This is a genomic window from Streptomyces sp. NPDC127097, assembly GCF_042724075.1.
Classification (GTDB): domain Bacteria; phylum Actinomycetota; class Actinomycetes; order Streptomycetales; family Streptomycetaceae; genus Streptomyces.
In genome coordinates this window covers 65,352-85,301 of record NZ_JBHXFI010000034.1, presented here as the reverse complement: position 1 = coordinate 85,301, position 19,950 = coordinate 65,352, and the positions used below count along the sequence as shown (strand labels likewise).

Below are 19,950 nucleotides of genomic sequence, written 5' to 3'. Positions count from 1 at the left end.
TTTATCTGAGCGGGGGGGGGTGGGGTAGGGGTGTGGGACGTAAAGCGAAGCAGTCCCACACCCCTACCCCGGAGGCCCGTCACCGCACCCCGACAGCCCCGCGCAGCGGTACCGCCCGCCGTGTGGGGGTACCTCCCACGCCCTTCAGGCAGTGGGGGAGCAACGGTGGGCGCGCGGTGCTCGGGTCCGTGGCCTCCGGCCTTCTCGCTGTCCGGCCTTAGGCCCGCGCCCGCCCGCCGTACTGCACCGCCAGCACCACCAGCCCCACCACCAGCCAGACCCCGCCCACGAGCTGCGCGGTGGCGGACGCCTCGACGACCACCGCGATCACCACCGCCAGCCCCAGCAACGGCACCACCGCATGCCACAGCAGGCTCGGCGCCCCGGCCCCGTCCCCGGGCGCCCCGCTCCGCCCCGGCCGGCGGTCCCCCCGCCGCCCCCGGATCCAGAACCAGCCGAGCACCGAGGCGTGCAGCAGCCCGAACGCCGTCAGCGCGCCCACGTTCACGATCGACGACAGCTGGTCGAGCCCGTCGTCCCGGCGCGCCGCGCCCACCGCCGCCACCAGCGTCACCATGGCCGCCCCCAGCAGCGCCCGGCGCGGCGCCCCGCTGGCCGCGTCCACCTTCGACATCGCCCCCGGCAGCCGCCGGTCCCGGGCCATCGCGAACAGCAGCCGGCCGGCCGCGGCCTGCCCCGCCAGCGCCGCGAACGCCGCGCCGACCGCCTTGCTCACCGCCACCAGATCGCGCAGCCACCCGCCCACCGCCGAGTCGACCGTGGCGTAGAACGCCGTGCCCTGCTCCGCGGGCCGGGCCGCGAGCTCCGCCGCGCTCACCGGCATCAGCAGCGCCGCCAGATACGTCTGCACCGCGAACAGCACCCCGGCCACCACCAGGCAGGTGAGCAGCGCCCGCGCCACCCGGTCCGCCCCGCCCCCGGCCTCCTCCGCGAACGAGGCGATCGCGTCGAAGCCCAGATAGGACAGCACCGCCACCGACACCGCGGACAGCACCGCCCCCACCGAGAAACCGCCCTCCCCGGTCAGCGGCGCGGCCCACCCGCGCTGCGCCCCGTGCGCCACCAGCACGACGACCGCCGACACCACGAACACCGCGAGCACCACGATCTCCATCGCCAGCACCGCGAACCCGACCCGGGCCGCGGTCCGTACGCCCGCCAGATTCAGCAGTGTCGTCACCACCACCGCCAGCGCCGTCCACACCCACGGGTGCACGGCCGGCACCAGCGCGTGCAGCGCGATCCCGGAGAACAGATACGCCACCGCCGGAATCAGCAGATAGTCCAGCATCGCCATCCATCCGGCGACGAACCCCGCACCCTCGCCCAGCCCCGCCCGCGCGTACGCGTAGACCGACCCGGCCCGCGGGGCCACCCGCACCATCTGGGCGTACGAGGAGGCGGTGCAGGCCATCGCGAGGGTCGCGACCAGGTAGACGGCCGTGACCGCACCGTGCGACCTGGCCTGGAGCGTGCCGAAGATACCGACCGGCGCCATCGGGGCGATGAACAGCAGACCGTAGACGAGCAGATCCCGGAAGGTCAGCGTCCGCCGCAGCGCACCGGGAGCGCCGGAGTCCGCGCCCCCGCCGGCGGCGCCGTCCGCCACGCCGTCCGCCGCCCCCTCCTCCCCACTGCCGCTCGTGCCCGGCATCCGTGCCTCCTCGCTGCGTGCCGTCCTCAGTCTGGGCCAGCGGCCGATCTTCGGGGCCGGGGGCACGCCCTTACGATGGGACGCATGACTTCCTCGCCCAGCCCGACTCCCGCCACCACCCCGGGCGAAGCCGCTTCGCGCCGCAGGGTCCTGCTCGCCGCCCCGCGCGGCTACTGCGCGGGCGTGGACCGCGCCGTCATCGCCGTCGAGAAGGCCCTTGAGCAGTACGGCGCGCCCGTCTACGTACGCCACGAGATCGTGCACAACAAGTACGTCGTGAAGACCCTGGAGAAGAAGGGCGCCATCTTCGTCGAGGAGACGGAAGAGGTGCCCGAGGGCAACATCGTCATCTTCTCGGCGCACGGCGTCGCCCCGGTCGTCCACGAAGAGGCCAAGCGCGGCAAGCTCGCCACCATCGACGCGACCTGCCCGCTGGTCACCAAGGTCCACAAGGAAGCCGTCCGCTACGCCAAGGAGGACTACGACATCCTCCTGATCGGCCACGAGGGCCACGAAGAGGTCATCGGCACCAGCGGTGAGGCGCCCGAGCACATCACCCTCGTCGACGGCCCGAAGGACGTCGAGAACGTCGAGGTCCGCGACCCGGACAAGGTCGTCTGGCTCTCCCAGACCACCCTCTCGGTCGACGAGACCATGGAGACGGTGGACGCCCTCAAGGGCCGCTACCCCAACCTCCTCTCGCCGCCCAGCGACGACATCTGCTACGCCACCCAGAACCGTCAGACCGCGGTGAAGCAGATGGGCGCCGAGGCCGATCTGGTCATCGTCGTCGGCTCCAAGAACTCCTCGAACTCCGTGCGCCTCGTCGAGGTGGCGCTGGGCGCCGGCGCCCGCGACGCCCACCTGGTCGACTACGCCGAGGAGATCGACGAGGCATGGCTGGAGGGTGTCGGCACGGTCGGCGTCACCTCCGGCGCCTCCGTCCCCGACGTCCTCGTCCACGGTGTCCTGGACTGGCTCGCCCAGCGCGGCTACGAGGACGTCGAGACCCTCACGGCCGCCGAGGAGTCCATCCACTTCTCGCTGCCCAAGGAGCTCCGCCGGGACCTGCGCGCCGAGGCCAAGGCCGCCACCGAGGACTGAGCCCCCGGCCGGTTCGCCACCCGGGGCCACGAGTCGCGGCATCCCGGGGGCGAGCCGCCCCGTCCGCGCCTAGCCTTTTCCCATGAGGGTCTTCGGTGTGGACATCGGCGGATCGGGCATCAAAGGTGCCCCGGTGGATCTGGCGCGCGGCGATCTCGTGGAGGAGCGCTACAAGGTACTGACCCCGCACCCGGCCACCCCGGAAGCGGTCGCGGACTGCGTCAAGGAGGTCGTGGACCACTTCGGGTGGACGGGGCCGGTCGGTGCGACCTTCCCCGGTGTGGTCACCGACGGGACGACCCGTACCGCCGCCAACGTCGACAAGGGCTGGATCGGTCTCGACGCCGACGCCCTGCTCACCGGACGGCTGGGCGGCGAGGCCGCGGGCAGCCCCGTCACGCTGCTCAACGACGCGGACGCGGCCGGCCTGGCCGAGATGCGCTACGGCGCGGGCCGCGACCGGCCCGGCACGGTCATCGTGCTCACCCTCGGCACCGGCATCGGCAGCGCGGTCTTCATCGACGGCCGCCTCGTGCCCAACACCGAGCTCGGCCATCTGGAGCTGCACGGCCATGACGCCGAGAAGCGCGCCTCCACCAAGGCCAAGGAGGACGAGGGGCTGAACTGGCAGCACTGGGCCCACCGGGTCCAGAAGTACCTCGCCCATGTGGAGATGCTCTTCTCGCCCGAGCTGTTCGTGATCGGCGGCGGGGTGAGCCGCAAGGCGGAGAAGTTCCTGCCGCTGATCGAGGGCATCAGGGCCGAGATCGTGCCGGCTCAGCTTCAGAACAATGCGGGGATTGTGGGGGCCGCGATGGCTGCGCACGCCGCTCGGGCTGGCGAGCCACCTGCCGCGGACGGTTCCCGGGCCGCGGCCGGGGCCGGTCGGCAGCCCGCGACGGCGGCCGGTTCCGCTGCCCGCGCGGTCCGCTCCGCGGTCGACTCACCGGTCGGCTGGCCCGACGCCGGGCGATGAGCAGCGCCCGCCGGACGATCGCGAGCAGCGCGCAGACCAGCGTGCCCGCGTAGAGCCAGCCCGCGTTCAGCGCGAGGACGGTGAACAGGCCCATCAGCAGCCCCTCGAACCCGTCCCCGCCGTGCTGGATCGGCAGCGCACCCAGCGCGAAGGCGATCGGCAGGGTGACCGGCGCACAGATCAGGTCGTACGGCCTGATCCACAGCGCCGCGCCGATGCCCACCAGCAGGTAGCAGACGCCGTAGGCGGTCGGTGCGCCGCCGAACAGCAGCCGGTCCACGAAGGCGAACGCCAGCAGCGTCAGCGTCGCCAGCAGCCAGCAGCCGAGCCCGGTCAGCTTGGCGGCCGGCATCCGGCGCCGCGGGCCGTCCGGCGGGCCGTCCGGCGGGCGCCGGGACCCGGCCCGGTAGACGGCGGAGGACTCGGCGCCCGCCGGTGGGACCGGGGCGTGCCCGGGGGCCGCCGAGGCCGCCGGACGGGCGGGTGCCCGGAGGGCCCCGGCCTGGGCGGGGCCGCGCGGCGGGGCGTGCACGGCGGCCGTCGAGGAGGCCGTCGCGGAGGCCGGTACGGACGCGAACCCGGAGGCCCGCATCGCGGAGAGAAAGGCGTCGTCGGGATCGGGGGTCACGGCCTCCGCGGGGCGCGGGAGCCGGGCGTCCTGGCCCGCGGGCGGCCGTCCGGACCGCGGCGGGCTGTGCTGGGGCGTGCGCGCTTCGTGTTGCTCCACCCGGCCACGGTAGGCCGCTAAGTGGTATTAACCGGTCGCGGGACACGCGCTTTCGCCGAGCTTGCGGCCGAGTTCGCTACGGGCCGGTGGCCGGGCGGTCCCGGTGGCGGCCGCTCGGCCCCCGCCGCCCCGTAGACTGGTGGATCGGCCCTCCCGGGGCCGTGCCCACCCCACCACCTCTCGCTCGGAAGTCGAGTCGCCACGTGTCGCTCACGATCGGAATCGTCGGTCTGCCGAATGTCGGCAAGTCGACCATGTTCAATGCCCTGACCAAGAACGACGTGCTGGCGGCCAACTACCCGTTCGCCACCATCGAGCCGAACGTCGGCGTCGTCGGCGTCCCCGACCCGCGGCTGGCCAAGCTCGCCGAGATCTTCTCCTCCCAGAAGGTCCTGCCGGCCACCGTCGACTTCGTCGACATCGCCGGCATCGTCCGCGGCGCCTCCGAGGGCGAGGGCCTGGGCAACAAGTTCCTCGCGAACATCCGCGAGTCCGATGCGATCTGCCAGGTCATCCGCGCCTTCAAGGACGAGAACGTCGTCCACGTCGACGGCAAGGTCTCGCCCAAGAACGACATCGAGACCATCAACACCGAGCTGATCCTCGCCGACCTCCAGACCATCGAGAAGGTGCTGCCGCGCCTGGTCAAGGAGTCCCGGATCAAGAAGGACGTGGCCCCGAAGGTCGCGGCGGTCGAGGCGGCCAAGGAGATCCTGGAGAAGGGCGACACCCTCTTCTCCCAGGGCATCGTCCAGGGCTCGGGCAAGGAGGAGCTCCTGCACGACCTCCACCTCCTCACCACCAAGCCCTTCCTCTACGTCTTCAACGTCGACGAGGACGAGCTGACCGACGAGGACTTCAAGAACGAGCAGCGCGCCCTGGTCGCCCCCGCCGAGGCGATCTTCCTGAACGCCAAGCTGGAGGCCGACCTCGCCGAGCTCGACGAGGACGAGGCCCTGGAACTCCTCCAGTCCGTCGGCCAGGAAGAGCCCGGCCTCGCCACCCTCGCCCACGTCGGCTTCAACACCCTCGGCCTCCAGACCTACCTGACGGCCGGCCCCAAGGAAACCCGTGCCTGGACCATCAAGAAGGGCGCCACGGCCCCCGAGGCAGCCGGTGTCATCCACACCGACTTCCAGAAGGGCTTCATCAAGGCCGAGGTCATCTCCTTCGCCGACCTGGTCGAAACCGGCTCGGTGGCCGAGGCCCGCGCAGCCGGCAAGGCCCGCATGGAGGGCAAGGAGTATGTGATGCAGGACGGGGATGTGGTGGAGTTCCGGTTCAACGTCTGACGCCCCCCATGGCATCGATGTAGCGATCCGGCGAATACGCAGCTCAAACGGGGTCGGCCTCCTTCGGGGCCGGCCCCGTTGTCGTGCCGGGGTTCCTGTGCCTGAAGCGCCGGACGGCCAGCACCACGGCCGTCACCACGGCCACAGCCACCATCGCAAGCACCCAGTTGTGTACGTAGTCCAGCGGCAGCACCGAGGAGTTGGCCCTCGGACCCGGGCGCAGCAGTACCGGCAGGGCCACCATGGTCAACGCGCCCGCGACCGTCAGGGCGCCACGGACCGGGCCGCGCACGCCACCTCGCACGCCACCCCGCACACCACCTTTCACCAGCACCATCCCCACCAGCAGCACCACCGGCGCGATCAACGCGTCGTGCAGTACCACCGCTCCGGCCAACCAGGCCAGCACGCCGGTCACTTCGCGGACGTCCAGCAGCAAGGACGCCCCGACGCCCATGAGCGCCAGTCCGGCCACGCCCGTGAGGGTACGCAGGAGCCTCATGACAGGACCTCCAGTCGGCCGACCCACTTGGTCTGGAGTACGCCGGGGCGGTTCGGGGCGATGAGGCGTGCCGGGTAGCCGTGGTCGGGGGCGAGTTCCGCGCCGTTCAGGCGCAGGGCGAGCAGGGTCAGGGGGTCGCGGGCGTGTTCCTGGCCCATCTCTGAGACCCGGTAGCCGCCGCGCAGTTGCAAGGACGTCACCCGGATCCGTGCGTGCGGTGGCGAGCCCGCCCGTTCCAGCAGGTCCACGACGCGTACACCCGTCCAGCGCGCCGACTTGCTCCAGCCCTCCACGCAGGCGATCGGCAGCTCGACCTCGTGCTGTGGCAGCGCGCGCAGCTCGTCCAGCGTCAGGGTGTACCGCTGCGGACCGTCCACCACCAGGCGGTACTCCTCGTCGGCGATCCGGCCGACGCCGGCCGCGGCAGCCGTCCGGTTGACGGGCAGCGCCTGGGGGCCCTGGTCCGGGTGGCGCGGCGCGAACAGGGTGAAGTCCTTCAGCGGGGTGACGGACTGGCCCACGGTGGTCAGCGTGACGGCCCCGGCCGCGGCGCCCACCGCGGCCAGCAGGGACCGCCGGTCGGGGCCGTCCTGCGCGGGCAGGGCGAGCGTCCCGGGCGACCGCCGGCTCCAGTGTGCCCGGATCTCGGGGGCCTTGACCGCGAGGTGCAGCACCATCGCCCCGACGACCAGCCACGCCACGGCGTAGTGCACCGGCACGAACGAGAACGGCCACGGGTACCACTGGGCCGTGTTCAGCAGTCCCGTCGCCAGCTCGAAGACGGAGCCTGCCACCAGCACGGCGATCGACAGCCGCTCCAGGGCGTGCCGGACCGACCGTAGTAGGGGCCGATCGAACAGCCGTGGATATACGGTCCACAGCTTGGCCAGCAGCAAGGGGATGGCCGCGATGCCGGAGGCGACGTGCAGGCCCTGGGTGAGCCGGTACCCCCATGACGGGCGGCTGGGGATGCTGTAGGCCGGCCAGTCCGGCGGATGCTGCATGACGTGGCTGATCAGGCCGGTGACGAAGCACACCGCGAACGCCGGGCCCAGCCACCGGCCGATCGAGGTCGCCGTGCGGGCGTCGTGGAGTCTGCCCTGGAACACGGGAGGAGAGAGACGCGATTTCATGCGTCCCATCACAGTCGCCGCAAGGGCGCCGGGGAACGCCTCGCCTCCTTACGGAACTGGGACATCGGCTTGCGGTGGCCGGGCGGACACTCGATGTGGCGCCGCCACCGGACGACCGGGTGTGCGGAACCCGGCCCTGTGCAACCGTTCTACGGGCGCTCTCTGGTGACGAGTCGTCAAGTTGGGGTGGGCGGCCGGATCCAGCCGAGTGCGCGCTCGACCGCCCGCTTCCAGTTCTCGTACTCCGACTGCCGCCGCCCGGGATCCATGTCCGGCAGCCACTGGGCGGCCCGGTGCCAGTTGCGGCGCAGGACTTCCAGGTCGGGCCAGTAGCCGGCGGCGAGGCCGGCGGCGTACGCGGCGCCCAGGGAGACCGTCTCGACGGCCATGGGGCGCACCACCGGCACGTCGAGCACGTCGGCCAGGAACTGCATCAGGAGGTTGTCGGACGTCATGCCGCCGTCCACCTTGAGCACCTTCAGGGCGAGCGAGGAGTCGGCGTTCATGGCGTCGACCACCTCCCGGGTCTGCCAGCCGGTGGCCTCCAGCACGGCCCGGGCCAGGTGCTCCTTGGTGATGTACGAGGTCAGGCCGACGATGACGCCGCGGGCGTCGCTGCGCCAGTGCGGCGCGTACAGCCCGGAGAAGGCCGGGACGATGTAGCAGCCGCCGTTGTCCTCGACCGCGCGTGCCAGGGTCTCGATCTCGGGGGCCGTGCTGATCAGGCCCAGCCGGTCGCGGAACCACTGGACCAGGGCGCCGGTGACCGCGATCGGGCCTTCGAGCGCGTAGACCGCGGGCTGGTCCTCGATCTTGTAGGCGACGGTGGTGAGCAGCCCGTGCCGGGACCGTACGAGGTCGGTGCCGGTGTTGAGCAGCAGGAAACTGCCGGTTCCGTAGGTGCACTTCGCCTCGCCGGGGGCGAAGCAGGTCTGTCCGAACAGCGCGGCCTGCTGGTCACCGAGGGCCGCGGTGATACGGACACCTGGAAGGACGGAACGGGCGACTCCGTAGGTCTCGGCCGAGGAGCGGATCTCCGGGAGCATCGGGCGGGGGACCCCGAAGAACTCCAGCAGCTCCTCGTCCCAGTCGAGCGTGCCGATGTTCATGAGCATGGTGCGGCTGGCGTTGGTGACGTCGGTGAGGTGCACGCCGCCGGCCGGCCCGCCGGTGAGGTTCCAGATCAGCCAGCTCTCCATCGTGCCGAACAGCACCTCGCCGTCCTCGGCGCGCTGCCGCAGCCCGTCGACATGGTCGAACAGCCAGCGGATCCGGGGGGCGGAGAAGTACGTGGAGGGGGACAGGCCGCAGCGCCGGAGGAAGAAGTCGTCACCGGGCCGGCTTCTGAGCTCCTCGACCAGCGGTGCCGTACGGGTGTCCTGCCAGACGATCGCCCTGCCCAGCGGGGTTCCCGTACGCCGGTCCCACAGCACGGTCGTCTCGCGCTGGTTGGCGATCCCGATGGCGGCGATCTCATGGGGGCCGACCTCGGCGTCGGACAGCGCCTGCGGCACCACGCGCTCAAGCGTGTGCCAGATCTCGACGGCGTCGTGCTCGACCCACCCGGGCCGGGGGAAGTGCTGCTGGTGCTCCCGCTGGGCGACCGACACCAGCCGCCCCTGGTGGTCGAACAGGATGCATCGGGTGGAGGTGGTGCCCTGGTCGATGGACATCACATACCGCTCAACCATGATCAGCCTCCCTTCGCGGGGCATGCGGGCGTCGGGGTCTACCAGCGGGCGGCCCCCAGGTCTCTGGAGATCGCCTGGGCGGCGTGGCGGACCTGGCTGACCAGGGCCGGCTGCGGGGCCCCTTTGGCGTCGCAGATCCGCTCGACCGTGCCGGAGGCACCGATGGCCCCGACCACGAGGCCACCGTGGCCCCGGATCGGCGCGGCGATGCCGGCCTCGCCCATGGTCATCTCCTGTACTTCGGCGGCCCACCCGAGCTCCCGGACCTCGGTGAGCGCCCGGGTGAGGCGCTCCGGGGCGACGAGGGTGTGCCGGGTGTACGCCTCCAGCCCGGCCTCCACGGCCGGCTCCAGTGGCACGCTGCCGAAGGCCAGCAGCACCTTGCCGAGCGAGGAGGCGTGCAGCGGCAGCAGCGCGCCCACGTCCAGGGTCTGGAGGGTGTCGTCGGGGCGGAAGACGTGGTGGACGATGAGCACCTTGCCCTCCAGGGGCGCGCCCAGACGGACCGCCTCCCCACTACGAGCGGCCAGGGCGTCGGCCCAGTTGATGGAGCGCGACCGCAGCTCGTTGACGTCGAGGTAGCTGGTGCCCAGGTGCAGCAGTGCGGCCCCGAGGTGGTACTTCCCGGTCGCCGCGTCCTGCTCGACGAAGTCGACGTTCTGGAGTGTGCGCAGAATGCCGTGGGTGGTGCCCTTCGCGAGACCGAGTGACGCGGCCACCTCACCGAGCCCGAGCCGACGGGGCCCGCTGGCGAGCAGACGCAGGATCGCCGCCGCCCGTTCGATCGACTGGACCGGGCCGGCCATGAGGCAATGGTAGTCCCGCGGTCGGCCGCTGCCGGAGGGAAGAAGCCCTCGGGATCCAGCGTTCGGTAATGCCGACCGCCGTTCATTGACCGCCTCCACCGTCCGCCATAGCGTCCCTCTCAAGTCCGGCGTCCAGCCGGCAGCGGCCTCGGAGGTGGAGGCATGACGGCACGGCTTGACCTGGTGGTTCCGGAGGCGGACGAGCATGTCTGTCCGCTGCCGCACATCCCTGAGGCCGTCCCGGTCGTACGCCGCAGGGTGCGCACGGTCCTGGCCGACTGGAACCTGTCCCCGGACCGCGCCGAGGACGCGCTCCTGGTGATCTCGGAGCTGATCACCAACGCGGTCGTGCACGCCCTGCCGCCGGCGGTACTGCGGCTGTCGCGGGCCGGTGCCGACGGGCGCGGCGCCCTGCGCGTCGAGGTGACCGACGCGGGGCCCCCGGCGGCGGACGGGCGGCCGGCCGCCGGCCCCTGCCCGGGCGAGCACGGCCGCGGGCTCGGCATCGTCACCGCCCTGGCGGCCGAGTGCGGCACCCGGGTCCACCCGGGCGGCATCACCTGGTGGGCGGAGCTCCCGGCAGCCTGAAACCGGCGGGCCCCGGCGCGCCCCGGCTGCCCCGGCGGACCCGGCAGCCCCCGGCCGAGACGGCCGCGTTGGTAGCGCAGCCGGGCCGTCGCCAGGTCAGGACGGCGCGCCCGACAGCACCTCCACCTTGCCGGTGTCCAGGGAGTAGTAGGCGCCGACCACGGCGAGGGTCCCCTTGCGTACGAGGGGGGCCAGGTCCTGGTTGGTGCGGAGATTGGCGGCGGTCAGGGTGACCTGGGCGCGGGCCATGGTGTCGACCGGGTCGCTGCCGCCTTCCCGGACCGTCTGTTCGTAGGCCGGCCGCAGGGCGCGGGCGATGGCCTCCAGGTTGCCGGGCAGCGGCTTGCCGTCGCGGAGGGACTTGTACGACGCCTCGACGGCGCCGCAGCGCTGGTGGCCGAGGACCACGATGAGGGGAGTACCGCTGGTCATCGGCCCGTACTCCACGGATCCCGTGACCACCGGCCCGACCGCCTCGCCGCCCGTGCGCATCACGTAGAGGTCGCCCAGTCCGGTGTCGAAGAGCAGCTCCGGCGGCACCCGGGAGTCGATGCACGCGAGGACCGACCCGAACGGCGTCTGTTTCTGGGCCACGAATTCGCGCCGGTCCGGATCCCGGTCGGGGTGCTGGAGGTCGCCGCTCACCCAGCGCTCATTGCCCTCCATCAGGCGGGTGAAGGCCGCCTCCGGGGTGGTCGGCCGCGCGGTGGGCTGCATGGTGGGCCGCGCCTGCGGCGAGGCGCCGGCTGCTGCCGGGGCGGTGCTCGCCGAGGAGCACCCCGTGAGTGCCGCCGTGGCGGCGAACAGTCCGCCGGCCAACAGGGCTCTGCGGTCCGGCTGTCTCGCTCCGTCCATCGGTCGTTCCCCTCAGTCCGCTGAGACGCATGCATACGTCCTGGTCAGGGGCGATTGTTCAGGGCGGTGCGGGCGCTCGGCGGGAGGCGCAAGCGGGTGCGGCCCGCTGCGCCACCGACGGCCCACAGAACGGGCCCGGCCGGCGGCGGCCCGGCCCACCCAGTGGACGGGACGCACACGATGCCGCTGGAACGGCCGGAGGAGGTCGCGGGGCTGGCGTCCGGGTTCGTCCGCGGGCTTCCCGGGAGGCCGTGCACCTCAGCGGGGGAAGAGCTGGAAGAGCGTGGCGGGGCGGCCCCGGTAGCGTTCGCCGCCGGCGCGCAGCGTCTGCTCGATGAAGCTGCGGGCGTAGGCGCGGGGGTCCTGGGTGGAGCCGCCCAGGCCCTTGATGTAGGTGCTGTGGGCCGCCAGCGAGTCGACCGCGCGGTCGATGCCGGGGCCGACCTCGGCGGCGTGCGTGGGGTGCGGGGAGCCCGCCACGGCCACCCAGCGCACCCCGTTCCAGGGCGCCAGGCCCTGGGTGCCGGCGAGCTCGGGGAAGATCCAGCGGTTGCCGGCGTCGCCCGCCGCGTCCAGGACGGCGCGCCCCACCACCCGGTGGTCCGCGCTGTTCCATTGGACGCCGCCCCAGGTGTCGTGGTGGTTGAGGGTGACCAGGAGCTCCGGGCGGTGGCGGCGGATGGCCGCGGCCAGATCGCGGCGCAGCGCCGGGCCGGCCTCGATGACACCGTCGTGGTGGCGGTCGAGGAACTCGACGGTGTGGACGCCGACGAGCGCGGCGCCGGCCCGTTGCTCGGTCTCGCGGACCGCGGCGCACTCGGCGGGTGCGAGCCCGTCGATACCGGCCTCGCCGCGGGTGACCAGGAGATAGCTGACCTGCCGCCCGGCCCCGGTCCACTCGGCGATGGCGGCCGCGGCGCCGTATTCGAGGTCGTCCGGGTGGGCGACGACGGCGAGCGCCCGCTGCCAGTCCCGGGGCATGGGGGAGAGGTGGGGTTCGGCGGGCATGGGCTGCCTTCCTTCCCGTCCTGATGCCGCGTTCCGCGTTCCTGGTGCGGCGTCTTCGAGCCGGGCAGTGCCGTGTCCGGTATGCCGTTTCGGACGTGTCCTTCGAACGTGGTCCCGTTTCGATCGTGACATGTATGGGTCGCGTCCACCCGGGTGGAAAGAACCAGTGGGGTGGCGCGGGGTGGGGATGCCGGGCCTGGTAGAGCCTGATCTCGCCTCATACACGTGCTGAGCTGGGATTCATCACATCAGGTGAACATCTGGCCCAAGGTTGCGGTCGGCAACGCGCGGTTGCCACGCTGTTGCTGACTGTCAAGCTGTTGGGAGGGGCATGTGCCTTTCGGTGAGCAGCCCGCGTACCTCCGCGTCGCCGGCGACCTGCGCCAGAAGATCGTCGATGGGGTGCTGCCGCCGCACACCCGCCTTCCCTCCCAGGCGCGCATCCGCGAGGAGTACGGCGTCTCGGACACCGTCGCCCTGGAGGCGCGCAAGGTCCTGATGGCCGAGGGGCTGGTCGAGGGTCGCTCGGGGTCGGGGACCTATGTGCGCGAACAGCCCGTTCCGCGCCGTATCGCCCGCGTCGGCTTCCATTCGGCCGGTGGCTGTACGCCCTTCCGGCAGGAGCAGACGGACGAGCGGGTGCGCGGCACCTGGGAGTCCAGCAGCGAGCAGGAGGCGGCCGGTTCGGTGGTCGCGGCCCGGCTGCGCATCCCGCACGGGGCCAAGGTGATGCGTACCCGCTATGTCTTCCGGGCGGAGGGGGAGCCGTCGATGCTCTCGACCTCGTGGGAGCCCCTGGAGGTGACCGGGCGGACGCCGGTGATGCTGCCGGAGGAGGGGCCGCTGGCGGGCCGCGGGGTGGTCGAACGGATGGCGGCCATCGACGTGGTGGTGGACAACGTCGTCGAGGAGGTCGGTGCGCGGCCGTCGCTCGCGGAGGAGGCGATGACGCTGGGCGGGGTGCCGGGGCATGCGGTGCTGGTCGTCTCGCGGACGTATTTCGCGGGTGGCCGGCCGGTCGAGACGGCCGATGTCGTCACCCTCGCGGACCGCTATCGGGTCGCCTACCACCTGCCTGTGAAGTAGATGGTGTGGTGGTTCGGTGCCCTGTGTGTGTCGCCTAGACGCGCACAGCGCGCCTTTGGTTCTCAGGTTCGTGCCCCATTTCGCCCACTTTCTTGGCAAATGCCGCCCGCAACCCGGTGTGGGATACCCCACAGACCCTCAACTGGGCGCGATTTTTGGCCGAGTGGGGGAAGTCGACCGTCCGATTCGCTCTTACGATGGCGAAGTTTGTGCACGGCACGGGGGAAGACCAGGAGACCAGCACGTGAGCACGACGAAGACCCCGAGTGCGGAGCAGGGCGCGCACTCGAACTACCGTCGGTCCCTCGGGACCATCGCCCTGACCGCCACTGGTCTCGGGTCCATCATCGGTTCCGGCTGGCTCTTCGGAGCCGAGCGGGCCGCCGCCATCGCCGGCCCCGCCGCGATCCTCGCCTGGATCATCGGAGCGCTGGTCGCTCTGACGATCGCCCTCACCTACACCGAGCTCGGCTCGATGTTCCCCAAGGCCGGCGGCATGGTCCGCTACGGCCAGTACTCCCACGGCTCGCTCGCCGGCTACCTCGCGGCCTGGGCGAACTGGATCGCGATCGTCTCGGTCATCCCGGGTGAGGCCACCGCCTCCGTCCAGTACATGAGTTCCTGGGACTTCGGCTGGGCGCAGGCGCTGTACGACGGCAAGGAGCTGACCGGCACCGGTGTCGGGCTCGCCAGCGTGCTGCTGATCTTCTACTTCTTCCTCAACTGGTTCGCGATCTCGCTGTTCGCGAAGACCAACACCGCGATCACGGTCTTCAAGGTCGTCGTCCCGGCCATGACCGCGGGCGCGCTGATGCTGGCGCACTTCGACACCGGCAACATCGTTCACCACGGCGGCTTCACGCCCAACGGCTGGAGCTCGGTCTTCACCGCGGTCGCCGTCTCCGGCATCGTCTGGGCCTACAACGGCTTCCAGTCCCCGCTGAACCTCGCCGCCGAGGCCCGTAACCCCGGCAAGTCGCTGCCGAAGGCCGTCATCTGGTCGATCGTGATCGCGCTGGTCATCTATGTCGCGCTCCAGGTCGCGTTCCTGATGGCGGTGCCCGGCGACAAGCTGGCCGCCGGCGGCGGCTGGGCCGGCCTCGGCTTCAACTCGCCGCTCGCCGACCTCGCCATCGCCTGGGGCCTCAACTGGCTGGCGCTGCTGCTGTACGCGGACGCCTTTGTGTCGCCGTCCGGCACCGGCATGATCTACGCGGCCACCACCTCCCGCATGATCCACGGTGTGCAGGAGAACGGTCATCTGCCGGGCATCTTCGGCAAGGTGGACAAGAAGACCGGTGTGCCGCGCCCGGCGCTGCTGCTCAACCTCGTGATCGCCTTCCTGTTCCTCGCCGTCTTCCGCGGCTGGGGCTCGCTCGCCGAGATCGTCTCGGTGGCCACGGTCATCTCGTACATCACCGGCCCGGTCGCGGTGATGTCGCTGCGCCGCGTCGCGCCGGACCTCAAGCGCCCGGTGCAGCTGAAGGCGATGCCGGTGATCGCGCCGATCGCGATGATCTTCGGCTCGCTGGTCCTGTACTGGGGCCGCTGGCCGCTCACCGGCAAGGTCATCCTGATCATGGCCGTCGGACTCCCGGTCTGGGCCTGGTACGAGATCGGCAAGCCGCTGACCCAGGGCCGCAAGCCGTGGGCCGCGCTGCGCCCGCATCTGAAGGCCGGCGCCTGGATGGTGGCGTATCTGCTGGTCATGGCCGCCGTCTCGTACATGGGCGGTAAGGAGTTCGGCGGTAAGGGCTATCTGCCCGAGGGCTGGGACATCGTCCTGGTCGCCCTGATCGGACTGGCCTTCTACTACTGGGGCGTGCGCAGCTCCTGGCGCAACCCGACGCTGGTGCAGGCCGAGGCCGAGATCCGTGCGGCGGAAGAGGCCGAGGCGGCCGAGGAGACCGAAGGGGACAAGGTCTCCGTCAGGGCCTGAGCCCCGCTCCCGCGCCGTCGGCGCCGATACGTCAGCCCGAGCCCCTCGGGCCCCACCGGCCACTCGCAGGCCGCTTCCGGTTCGCCGGGGCCCGCGGGTGGCCGGTTCGGTACCTCTTTGTGTAAATCCATATCCGCTGAGTGAAGGTCGGGCGTACGCTCGGGCATATGCGGATTGCGATTTCGGCATCAGCAGACCAGGAGCGCGTGACGGCGCGCTATCCGGCGGACGGAGGGGCGTAATGACTGAGGGTGGAGCCGTGCTCCCCTGGCTCGTCATCCGCCAGGACGAAGGGGGCAACCGCTATCGCGTGGGGCGGTATGCCACCCGAGCGGAGGCGGAGCGGGTGGCCGACCGGTTGGAGACGCGCGGCCGCCAGCAGCTCTACGTGGTCGAGAAGGCCGACCGCGCGGCGACCTGAGGGGCGCCGGGCGGCAAGCGGGACCAGGGCGGGGGACGTAGGCTGCCGCGCATGACGACCGTGCGCGTAGTGGTGGGCGGAGCGGTGTGCGAGCGCGGGCGGCTGCTGGCCGCACGGCGCAGCGCACCGCCCGCGCTGGCCGGCCGCTGGGAGCTGCCCGGCGGCAAGGTGGAGGACGACGAGACACCCGAGCAGGCGCTGGAGCGGGAGCTGCGCGAGGAGCTGGGTGTCGAGGCCGCGGCCCTGGAGCGGATTCCGGGCGAGTGGATACTGCGCCCCGGCTATGTCCTTCAGGTGTGGACCGCCCGGCTGCTGTCCGGGGAGCCGCGGCCGCTCCAGGACCATGACGCACTGCGCTGGCTGTTGCCCGGCGAGGAGAACCAGGTCGACTGGCTGGACCAGGACCGCCCGGCGGTCGCCGTGGCGATGCGCCGGCTGGCGGCCCCGGCCGGGGCGACGGGCGTACGGCGGTAACGAGCCGCAGCCGGCCGCGCCCTGCCCGCCGCTGCCTGCGCCCCTGCCCGCCCCCGTCTGCGGCCTGCCCGCCGCCTCCCGCGTCCTGCCGCCGCTGCCCGCGTCCTCCCCGCGCGCACCCGGCCCCGCCGGCATCCGGCCTCGCCCGCCACTCGGTCCGCCATCCCCGCAATATGTTTCATTTGTGCCACAGTGCACCGCCCTAGGCGATATGCGGGGAGGGATACCGGGTATGTCCAGATTGACCCCCTCGACACGGACAAGACGACGGGGATGCCATCGGGCTGGGATGTGATCGGCGTGAGCGACAGCGCAGCGGCAGGGGTCCCTGAGCCCGGCTCCGGCAGCGCTCGCAGGCGCAGCAAGGCCACCGGTGCCGCCACCGCTGAATGGAGCTTCCCGGCCGACCCGGGAGCGGTGCGCACCGCCCGTACGGCCGTCCGGCGGGTCATGGACGACTGGGGCCTGAACGGCGCCGCCGATATGGCCGTACTACTCGTGAGTGAGCTCGTCACCAACTCCCTGCGCCATGCGAGCGGGCCCATCGGCGTCCGTATGGTGCTGCTCAGTGCCGACGGGCTGCTCGTCGAGGTCTCCGATCCGCTGCCCGACCCGCCGCGGGAGCGCGACGCCGCTCCCGATGACGAGGGAGGCCGTGGATTGCAGCTGGTCGCATGCAGTTCGCGACGTTGGGGGACCCGGCGCGGAAAGAGCGGTAAGACAGTGTGGTTCGAGCTGTCGGTGGCTGGTTAGGAGACAGATGAAGTCCTGATCGTTGCCATCTCATCGACATTCCGTCGATGAGCTGCGATCGAGACTGTGCTGTGATCGTGAAGACCGTGTTCCGGATAGCTGGGGTATTGGATACTCGAGCTGGTCCGGTCCGGGCACGATGAGCTGGAGGGGACGGGGCTCGTGAGCAAGATGTCATCTGGCGGGGCAGAACCCGCGCAGGCCGAAGGTCAGGGCGGTGTGGACAGCCCCGGCGACCCAGGTGGCCATCCACCCCTGCGCGAACTGCACGGTCCGCCCGTATGGCAGAGCAGCCGGCCCGGCTCGATCTACGACTACATCCGGGTGGCCTCCTTCTCGCTCGGCCCCGACGGGCGGATCGAGCAGTGGAGCGAGCGCGCGGAGCAGATGCTCGGCATCCCCGCCCGATACGCGCTCGGCAAGGACCCCGTAGAGGCGTTCGTCCCGCGGGAGTTGCGGGAGACCGGGCACCGCAAGGTGTCCGAGATACTCGACGGCCGGGAGTGGACCGGCCTGGTGCCCTACCGCAGGGAAGCGAACGGCACGGCCGACGGCCTCGCCGAGATCTATGTGATGCCGTCCCGCAACGAGGACGGTGAACGCGCCGCGGTCTGCCTGGTCGTCGACGTCCGGGCGCTGCGCGGCATCGAAACCGACCTCGCCGCCTCGCAGGCCGTTTTCGGTCAATCTCCCATGGGCTTCACCCTGTTCGGCACGGACCTGAAGCTGCTGCGGGTCAACGAGCGGTTCGCCTCGGTCTTCGGCGGCCCGGCGAGCAAGTACCGCGGCTGCGGCCCGCACGACTTCCTGCCCCGGTCCGAGGCCGAGCGGATGACCGCCGCGCTGCGCCGCGTCCTGGACACCGGCGAGCCGGTCGCCGAGATGCAGCTGGTCGGCCTGGCCTCCAACGACGAGGACCGCCGCCGCTGGTCGGTGTCGCTCTACCGGCTGCACGGCGCCAGCGGCCGCCCCATCGGTGTCGCGGCGCTGGCCGCCGATGTCACCGGCCGGCGCCGGGCCGAGCGCGAGGCCGCCAACGCCCGCCGTAACCTCGCCCTGCTCAACGAGGCCGGCGCCCGGATAGGCAACTCCCTCGACCTGGAGACCACCGCCCGCACCCTGCTGGACGTCGCCGTCCCGCAGTTCTGCGATCTGGCCTCGGTGGACCTCTACCAGGGCCTGCTGTCCGGTGACGAGGCCCCGCCCGGCACCAGCGACGGCAGCGCCGAACTGCGCCGGGTCGCCTTCGCCAGCGCCGTCTCGGACGCCCCGCTCGCCACCGCCCCCGGAGTCCTGGGCGACGCACCCGGCCCGGTCGCGGTCGGCGCCGTCCACCGCTACCCCTTCAACTCCCCCTGCGCGGGCGCCCTGCGGACCGCCCACGCGCAGATCATCCCGGGCCGGGAGAGCGACGACGGGCCGGAGCTGGGCGCGGTGGTGCACTCCACCCTCGCCGTGCCGATGGTCGCCAGGGACACCGTCGTCGGGCTGGTGCAGTTCTCCCGTACGAAGGGCAGCGAGCCGTTCGGGGAGCGCGACACCGCGCTCGCCGTCGAGCTGGCCGCGCGCGCCGCGGTCTGTATCGACAACGCCCGCCTCTACCGCCGGGAACACGAACGCGCGCTGATATTGCAGCGCAGTCTGCTGCCGCCCGGCGACCCGGAGGCGGCCGGCCTGGACATCGCCTGCCGCTATCTGCCCGGCACCACCGCCACCGAGGTCGGCGGCGACTGGTTCGATGTCATCGAACTCCCCGGCCACCGCACGGCCCTGGTCGTCGGCGACGTCATGGGGCGCGGACTGCGCGCCGCCGTGGCCATGGGCGAACTGCGCACCGCCGTCCGCACGCTGGCGCTGCTGGACCTGGAACCGGCCGAGGTGCTCTCGGCGCTGGACGAGATCGCCCGCGGGCTCGGCGGCGACGGCGACGGCCGGTCCCAGTCCCGGTCCGCCCGCGGCCGGTCCGGAGCCGCCGAGGCCGCGCCCGAGACGGGGCGCTCCGCCCGTACCGCCGATCTCTCCGAGGTCTACCTCGCCACCTGCGTCTACGCCGTCTACGACCCGGTCACCCGGCGCTGTACGTTCGCCAACGCCGGGCATCTGCCGCCGGTGCTGGTCGAGGACGGCGAGGACGCGCTGCTGCTCGACGTCCCCCCGGGGATGCCGCTGGGCGTCGGCGGGGAACCGTTCGAGGAGATCGAGGTCGAGCTGCCGGACGGCGCGCTGCTGGCGCTCTACACCGACGGTCTGGTGGAGTCCCGCCACCATCCGCTGGACGAGGGGCTGCGGGCGTTCCGTACGGCCCTCTCGGGCGCCGACCGCCCGCTGGAGGACGCCTGCGACCACGTCCTGAACGCCCTGGACACCTCGCACGGCGAGGACGACATCGCGCTGCTGATGGCGCGGGTGCAGGGGCTGCCCAAGGACGCGGTGGGCGACTGGAATCTGGCGCCGGAGGCGCGTTCGGTGGCCCGCGCCCGGGAACTGGCCCGCGACCAGCTCACGGACTGGGGCCTCCAGGACCTGGTCGACACCACGGAGCTGCTGGTCAGCGAGCTGGTGACCAACGCACTGCGGCACGGCCACGGCGAGATCCGGCTGCGTCTGCTGCTGGACCGCTCGCTGGTCTGCGAGGTCTGGGACGCCGACCTCGCCCAGCCGCGCCGCCGCCGCGCCCGCGACACCGACGAGGGCGGCCGCGGACTCCAGCTGGTCGGTCTGCTGAGCGAGGGCTGGGGCAGCCGCCGTACCCCGCGCGGCAAGACCGTGTGGTTCGAACTCGCCCTGCCCGACGGGGAGTCGACGGCGGTGGATCCGGCGGAGGCCCTGCTGAGCCTGTTCTGAGACGCTGAGCCCGTTCGGAGACCCGGGCGGACGTGGCGCGGGGGCCGGCGGTGACACCGGCCCCCGCGCACCCGTT

The 19,950-nt window shown here is 72.1% G+C and carries 17 protein-coding genes and 1 pseudogene; 10 read left to right on the top strand and 8 right to left on the bottom strand.

Translation table 11 applies throughout. From position 1 onward, the window contains the following. Positions 1-217 precede the first annotated feature (217 nt). Positions 218-1,675, bottom strand: a complete 1,458-nt coding sequence (locus ACFWJW_RS24390) for an APC family permease (protein ID WP_387245152.1) — start codon at positions 1,673-1,675, stop codon at positions 218-220. A gap of 84 nt (positions 1,676-1,759) precedes the next feature. Here ACFWJW_RS24390 and ACFWJW_RS24385 point away from each other — a divergent pair, with 84 nt between their 5' ends. Together ACFWJW_RS24385 and ppgK are read left to right on the top strand one after the other, a co-directional pair. Further along, entirely contained in the window at positions 1,760-2,779 is a 1,020-nt protein-coding gene (locus ACFWJW_RS24385) for a 4-hydroxy-3-methylbut-2-enyl diphosphate reductase (RefSeq protein WP_387245149.1), read from the top strand. An 82-nt stretch (positions 2,780-2,861) separates the two neighbouring features. Continuing rightward, positions 2,862-3,755, top strand: coding sequence for a polyphosphate--glucose phosphotransferase (gene ppgK / locus ACFWJW_RS24380; RefSeq protein WP_387245146.1), 894 nt, complete (start codon positions 2,862-2,864; stop codon positions 3,753-3,755). A 10-nt stretch (positions 3,756-3,765) separates the two neighbouring features. On the opposite strand, the pseudogene ACFWJW_RS24375 reads toward ppgK, so the two are convergent. Further along, positions 3,766-4,107, bottom strand: a pseudogene (locus tag ACFWJW_RS24375) (DUF6542 domain-containing protein); the annotation flags it as partial. Between the two features lie 578 nt (positions 4,108-4,685). On the opposite strand from ACFWJW_RS24375, the gene ychF reads away from it, so the two are divergent. After that, positions 4,686-5,774 (top strand): redox-regulated ATPase YchF, encoded by a 1,089-nt coding sequence (ychF, locus tag ACFWJW_RS24370; RefSeq protein WP_387245143.1) that lies wholly within the window; start codon positions 4,686-4,688, stop codon positions 5,772-5,774. A gap of 43 nt (positions 5,775-5,817) precedes the next feature. On the opposite strand, the gene ACFWJW_RS24365 is transcribed toward ychF, so the two are convergent. The 4 genes from ACFWJW_RS24365 to ACFWJW_RS24350 form a co-directional block, all read right to left on the bottom strand. Further along, a complete protein-coding gene (locus tag ACFWJW_RS24365; protein ID WP_387245140.1) occupies positions 5,818-6,276 on the bottom strand; it encodes a hypothetical protein in 459 nt (152 codons plus the stop codon). Continuing rightward, entirely contained in the window at positions 6,273-7,409 is a 1,137-nt protein-coding gene (locus tag ACFWJW_RS24360; protein ID WP_387245137.1) for a molybdopterin-dependent oxidoreductase, read from the bottom strand. Before ACFWJW_RS24360 ends, ACFWJW_RS24365 begins: the two co-directional genes overlap by 4 nt. Positions 7,410-7,585: 176 nt before the next feature. After that, on the bottom strand, positions 7,586-9,100 hold the full coding sequence (gene glpK / locus ACFWJW_RS24355; RefSeq protein ID WP_387245134.1) for a glycerol kinase GlpK: 1,515 nt from the start codon (positions 9,098-9,100) through the stop codon (positions 7,586-7,588). 38 nt (positions 9,101-9,138) lie between these two features. Continuing rightward, positions 9,139-9,906 (bottom strand): IclR family transcriptional regulator, encoded by a 768-nt coding sequence (locus ACFWJW_RS24350; protein ID WP_387245131.1) that lies wholly within the window; start codon positions 9,904-9,906, stop codon positions 9,139-9,141. 162 nt (positions 9,907-10,068) lie between these two features. Between ACFWJW_RS24350 and ACFWJW_RS24345 the strand changes: the two genes are divergently transcribed. After that, positions 10,069-10,494: an ATP-binding protein gene (locus tag ACFWJW_RS24345; protein WP_387245128.1), complete on the top strand. Its 426-nt coding sequence runs from the start codon at positions 10,069-10,071 to the stop codon at positions 10,492-10,494. A 96-nt stretch (positions 10,495-10,590) separates the two neighbouring features. Here ACFWJW_RS24345 and ACFWJW_RS24340 read toward each other — a convergent pair whose 3' ends face one another. Beyond that, positions 10,591-11,349, bottom strand: a complete 759-nt coding sequence (locus tag ACFWJW_RS24340) for a carbonic anhydrase (protein ID WP_387245125.1) — start codon at positions 11,347-11,349, stop codon at positions 10,591-10,593. Positions 11,350-11,607: 258 nt separating this feature from the next. After that, positions 11,608-12,357 carry a PIG-L deacetylase family protein gene (locus ACFWJW_RS24335; protein ID WP_387245123.1) on the bottom strand — a complete coding sequence of 250 codons (750 nt, stop codon included), beginning with the start codon at positions 12,355-12,357 and terminating at the stop codon, positions 11,608-11,610. Between the two features lie 333 nt (positions 12,358-12,690). On the opposite strand from ACFWJW_RS24335, the gene ACFWJW_RS24330 reads away from it, so the two are divergent. The 6 genes from ACFWJW_RS24330 (at position 12,691) to ACFWJW_RS24305 (ending at position 19,874) form a co-directional block, all read left to right on the top strand. Next, positions 12,691-13,443 carry a GntR family transcriptional regulator gene (locus tag ACFWJW_RS24330; protein WP_387245120.1) on the top strand — a complete coding sequence of 251 codons (753 nt, stop codon included), beginning with the start codon at positions 12,691-12,693 and terminating at the stop codon, positions 13,441-13,443. 244 nt (positions 13,444-13,687) lie between these two features. Continuing rightward, entirely contained in the window at positions 13,688-15,382 is a 1,695-nt protein-coding gene (locus ACFWJW_RS24325) for an APC family permease (protein ID WP_387245118.1), read from the top strand. Between the two features lie 241 nt (positions 15,383-15,623). Next, on the top strand, positions 15,624-15,803 hold the full coding sequence (locus ACFWJW_RS24320) for an SPOR domain-containing protein (RefSeq protein ID WP_018089368.1): 180 nt from the start codon (positions 15,624-15,626) through the stop codon (positions 15,801-15,803). 51 nt (positions 15,804-15,854) lie between these two features. Next, positions 15,855-16,277, top strand: coding sequence for a (deoxy)nucleoside triphosphate pyrophosphohydrolase (locus tag ACFWJW_RS24315; RefSeq protein WP_387245114.1), 423 nt, complete (start codon positions 15,855-15,857; stop codon positions 16,275-16,277). A gap of 291 nt (positions 16,278-16,568) precedes the next feature. Beyond that, positions 16,569-17,030 carry an ATP-binding protein gene (locus ACFWJW_RS24310; RefSeq protein ID WP_387245162.1) on the top strand — a complete coding sequence of 154 codons (462 nt, stop codon included), beginning with the start codon at positions 16,569-16,571 and terminating at the stop codon, positions 17,028-17,030. Positions 17,031-17,201: 171 nt separating this feature from the next. Next, positions 17,202-19,874 (top strand): SpoIIE family protein phosphatase, encoded by a 2,673-nt coding sequence (locus ACFWJW_RS24305; RefSeq protein ID WP_387245159.1) that lies wholly within the window; start codon positions 17,202-17,204, stop codon positions 19,872-19,874. The last annotated feature ends 76 nt before the right edge of the window (positions 19,875-19,950 follow it).

Coding starts and splice junctions, on each gene's coding strand:
- ACFWJW_RS24360 (WP_387245137.1), bottom strand. CDS start 7,409: ATGAAATCGCGTCTCTCTCCTCCCGTGTTCCAGGGCAGACTCCACGAC.
- ACFWJW_RS24385 (WP_387245149.1), top strand. CDS start 1,760: ATGACTTCCTCGCCCAGCCCGACTCCCGCCACCACCCCGGGCGAAGCC.
- ACFWJW_RS24315 (WP_387245114.1), top strand. CDS start 15,855: ATGACGACCGTGCGCGTAGTGGTGGGCGGAGCGGTGTGCGAGCGCGGG.
- ACFWJW_RS24305 (WP_387245159.1), top strand. CDS start 17,202: ATGTCATCTGGCGGGGCAGAACCCGCGCAGGCCGAAGGTCAGGGCGGT.
- glpK (WP_387245134.1), bottom strand. CDS start 9,100: ATGGTTGAGCGGTATGTGATGTCCATCGACCAGGGCACCACCTCCACC.
- ACFWJW_RS24365 (WP_387245140.1), bottom strand. CDS start 6,276: ATGAGGCTCCTGCGTACCCTCACGGGCGTGGCCGGACTGGCGCTCATG.
- ACFWJW_RS24320 (WP_018089368.1), top strand. CDS start 15,624: ATGACTGAGGGTGGAGCCGTGCTCCCCTGGCTCGTCATCCGCCAGGAC.
- ACFWJW_RS24390 (WP_387245152.1), bottom strand. CDS start 1,675: ATGCCGGGCACGAGCGGCAGTGGGGAGGAGGGGGCGGCGGACGGCGTG.
- ACFWJW_RS24350 (WP_387245131.1), bottom strand. CDS start 9,906: ATGGCCGGCCCGGTCCAGTCGATCGAACGGGCGGCGGCGATCCTGCGT.
- ACFWJW_RS24340 (WP_387245125.1), bottom strand. CDS start 11,349: ATGGACGGAGCGAGACAGCCGGACCGCAGAGCCCTGTTGGCCGGCGGA.
- ppgK (WP_387245146.1), top strand. CDS start 2,862: ATGAGGGTCTTCGGTGTGGACATCGGCGGATCGGGCATCAAAGGTGCC.
- ACFWJW_RS24335 (WP_387245123.1), bottom strand. CDS start 12,357: ATGCCCGCCGAACCCCACCTCTCCCCCATGCCCCGGGACTGGCAGCGG.
- ACFWJW_RS24345 (WP_387245128.1), top strand. CDS start 10,069: ATGACGGCACGGCTTGACCTGGTGGTTCCGGAGGCGGACGAGCATGTC.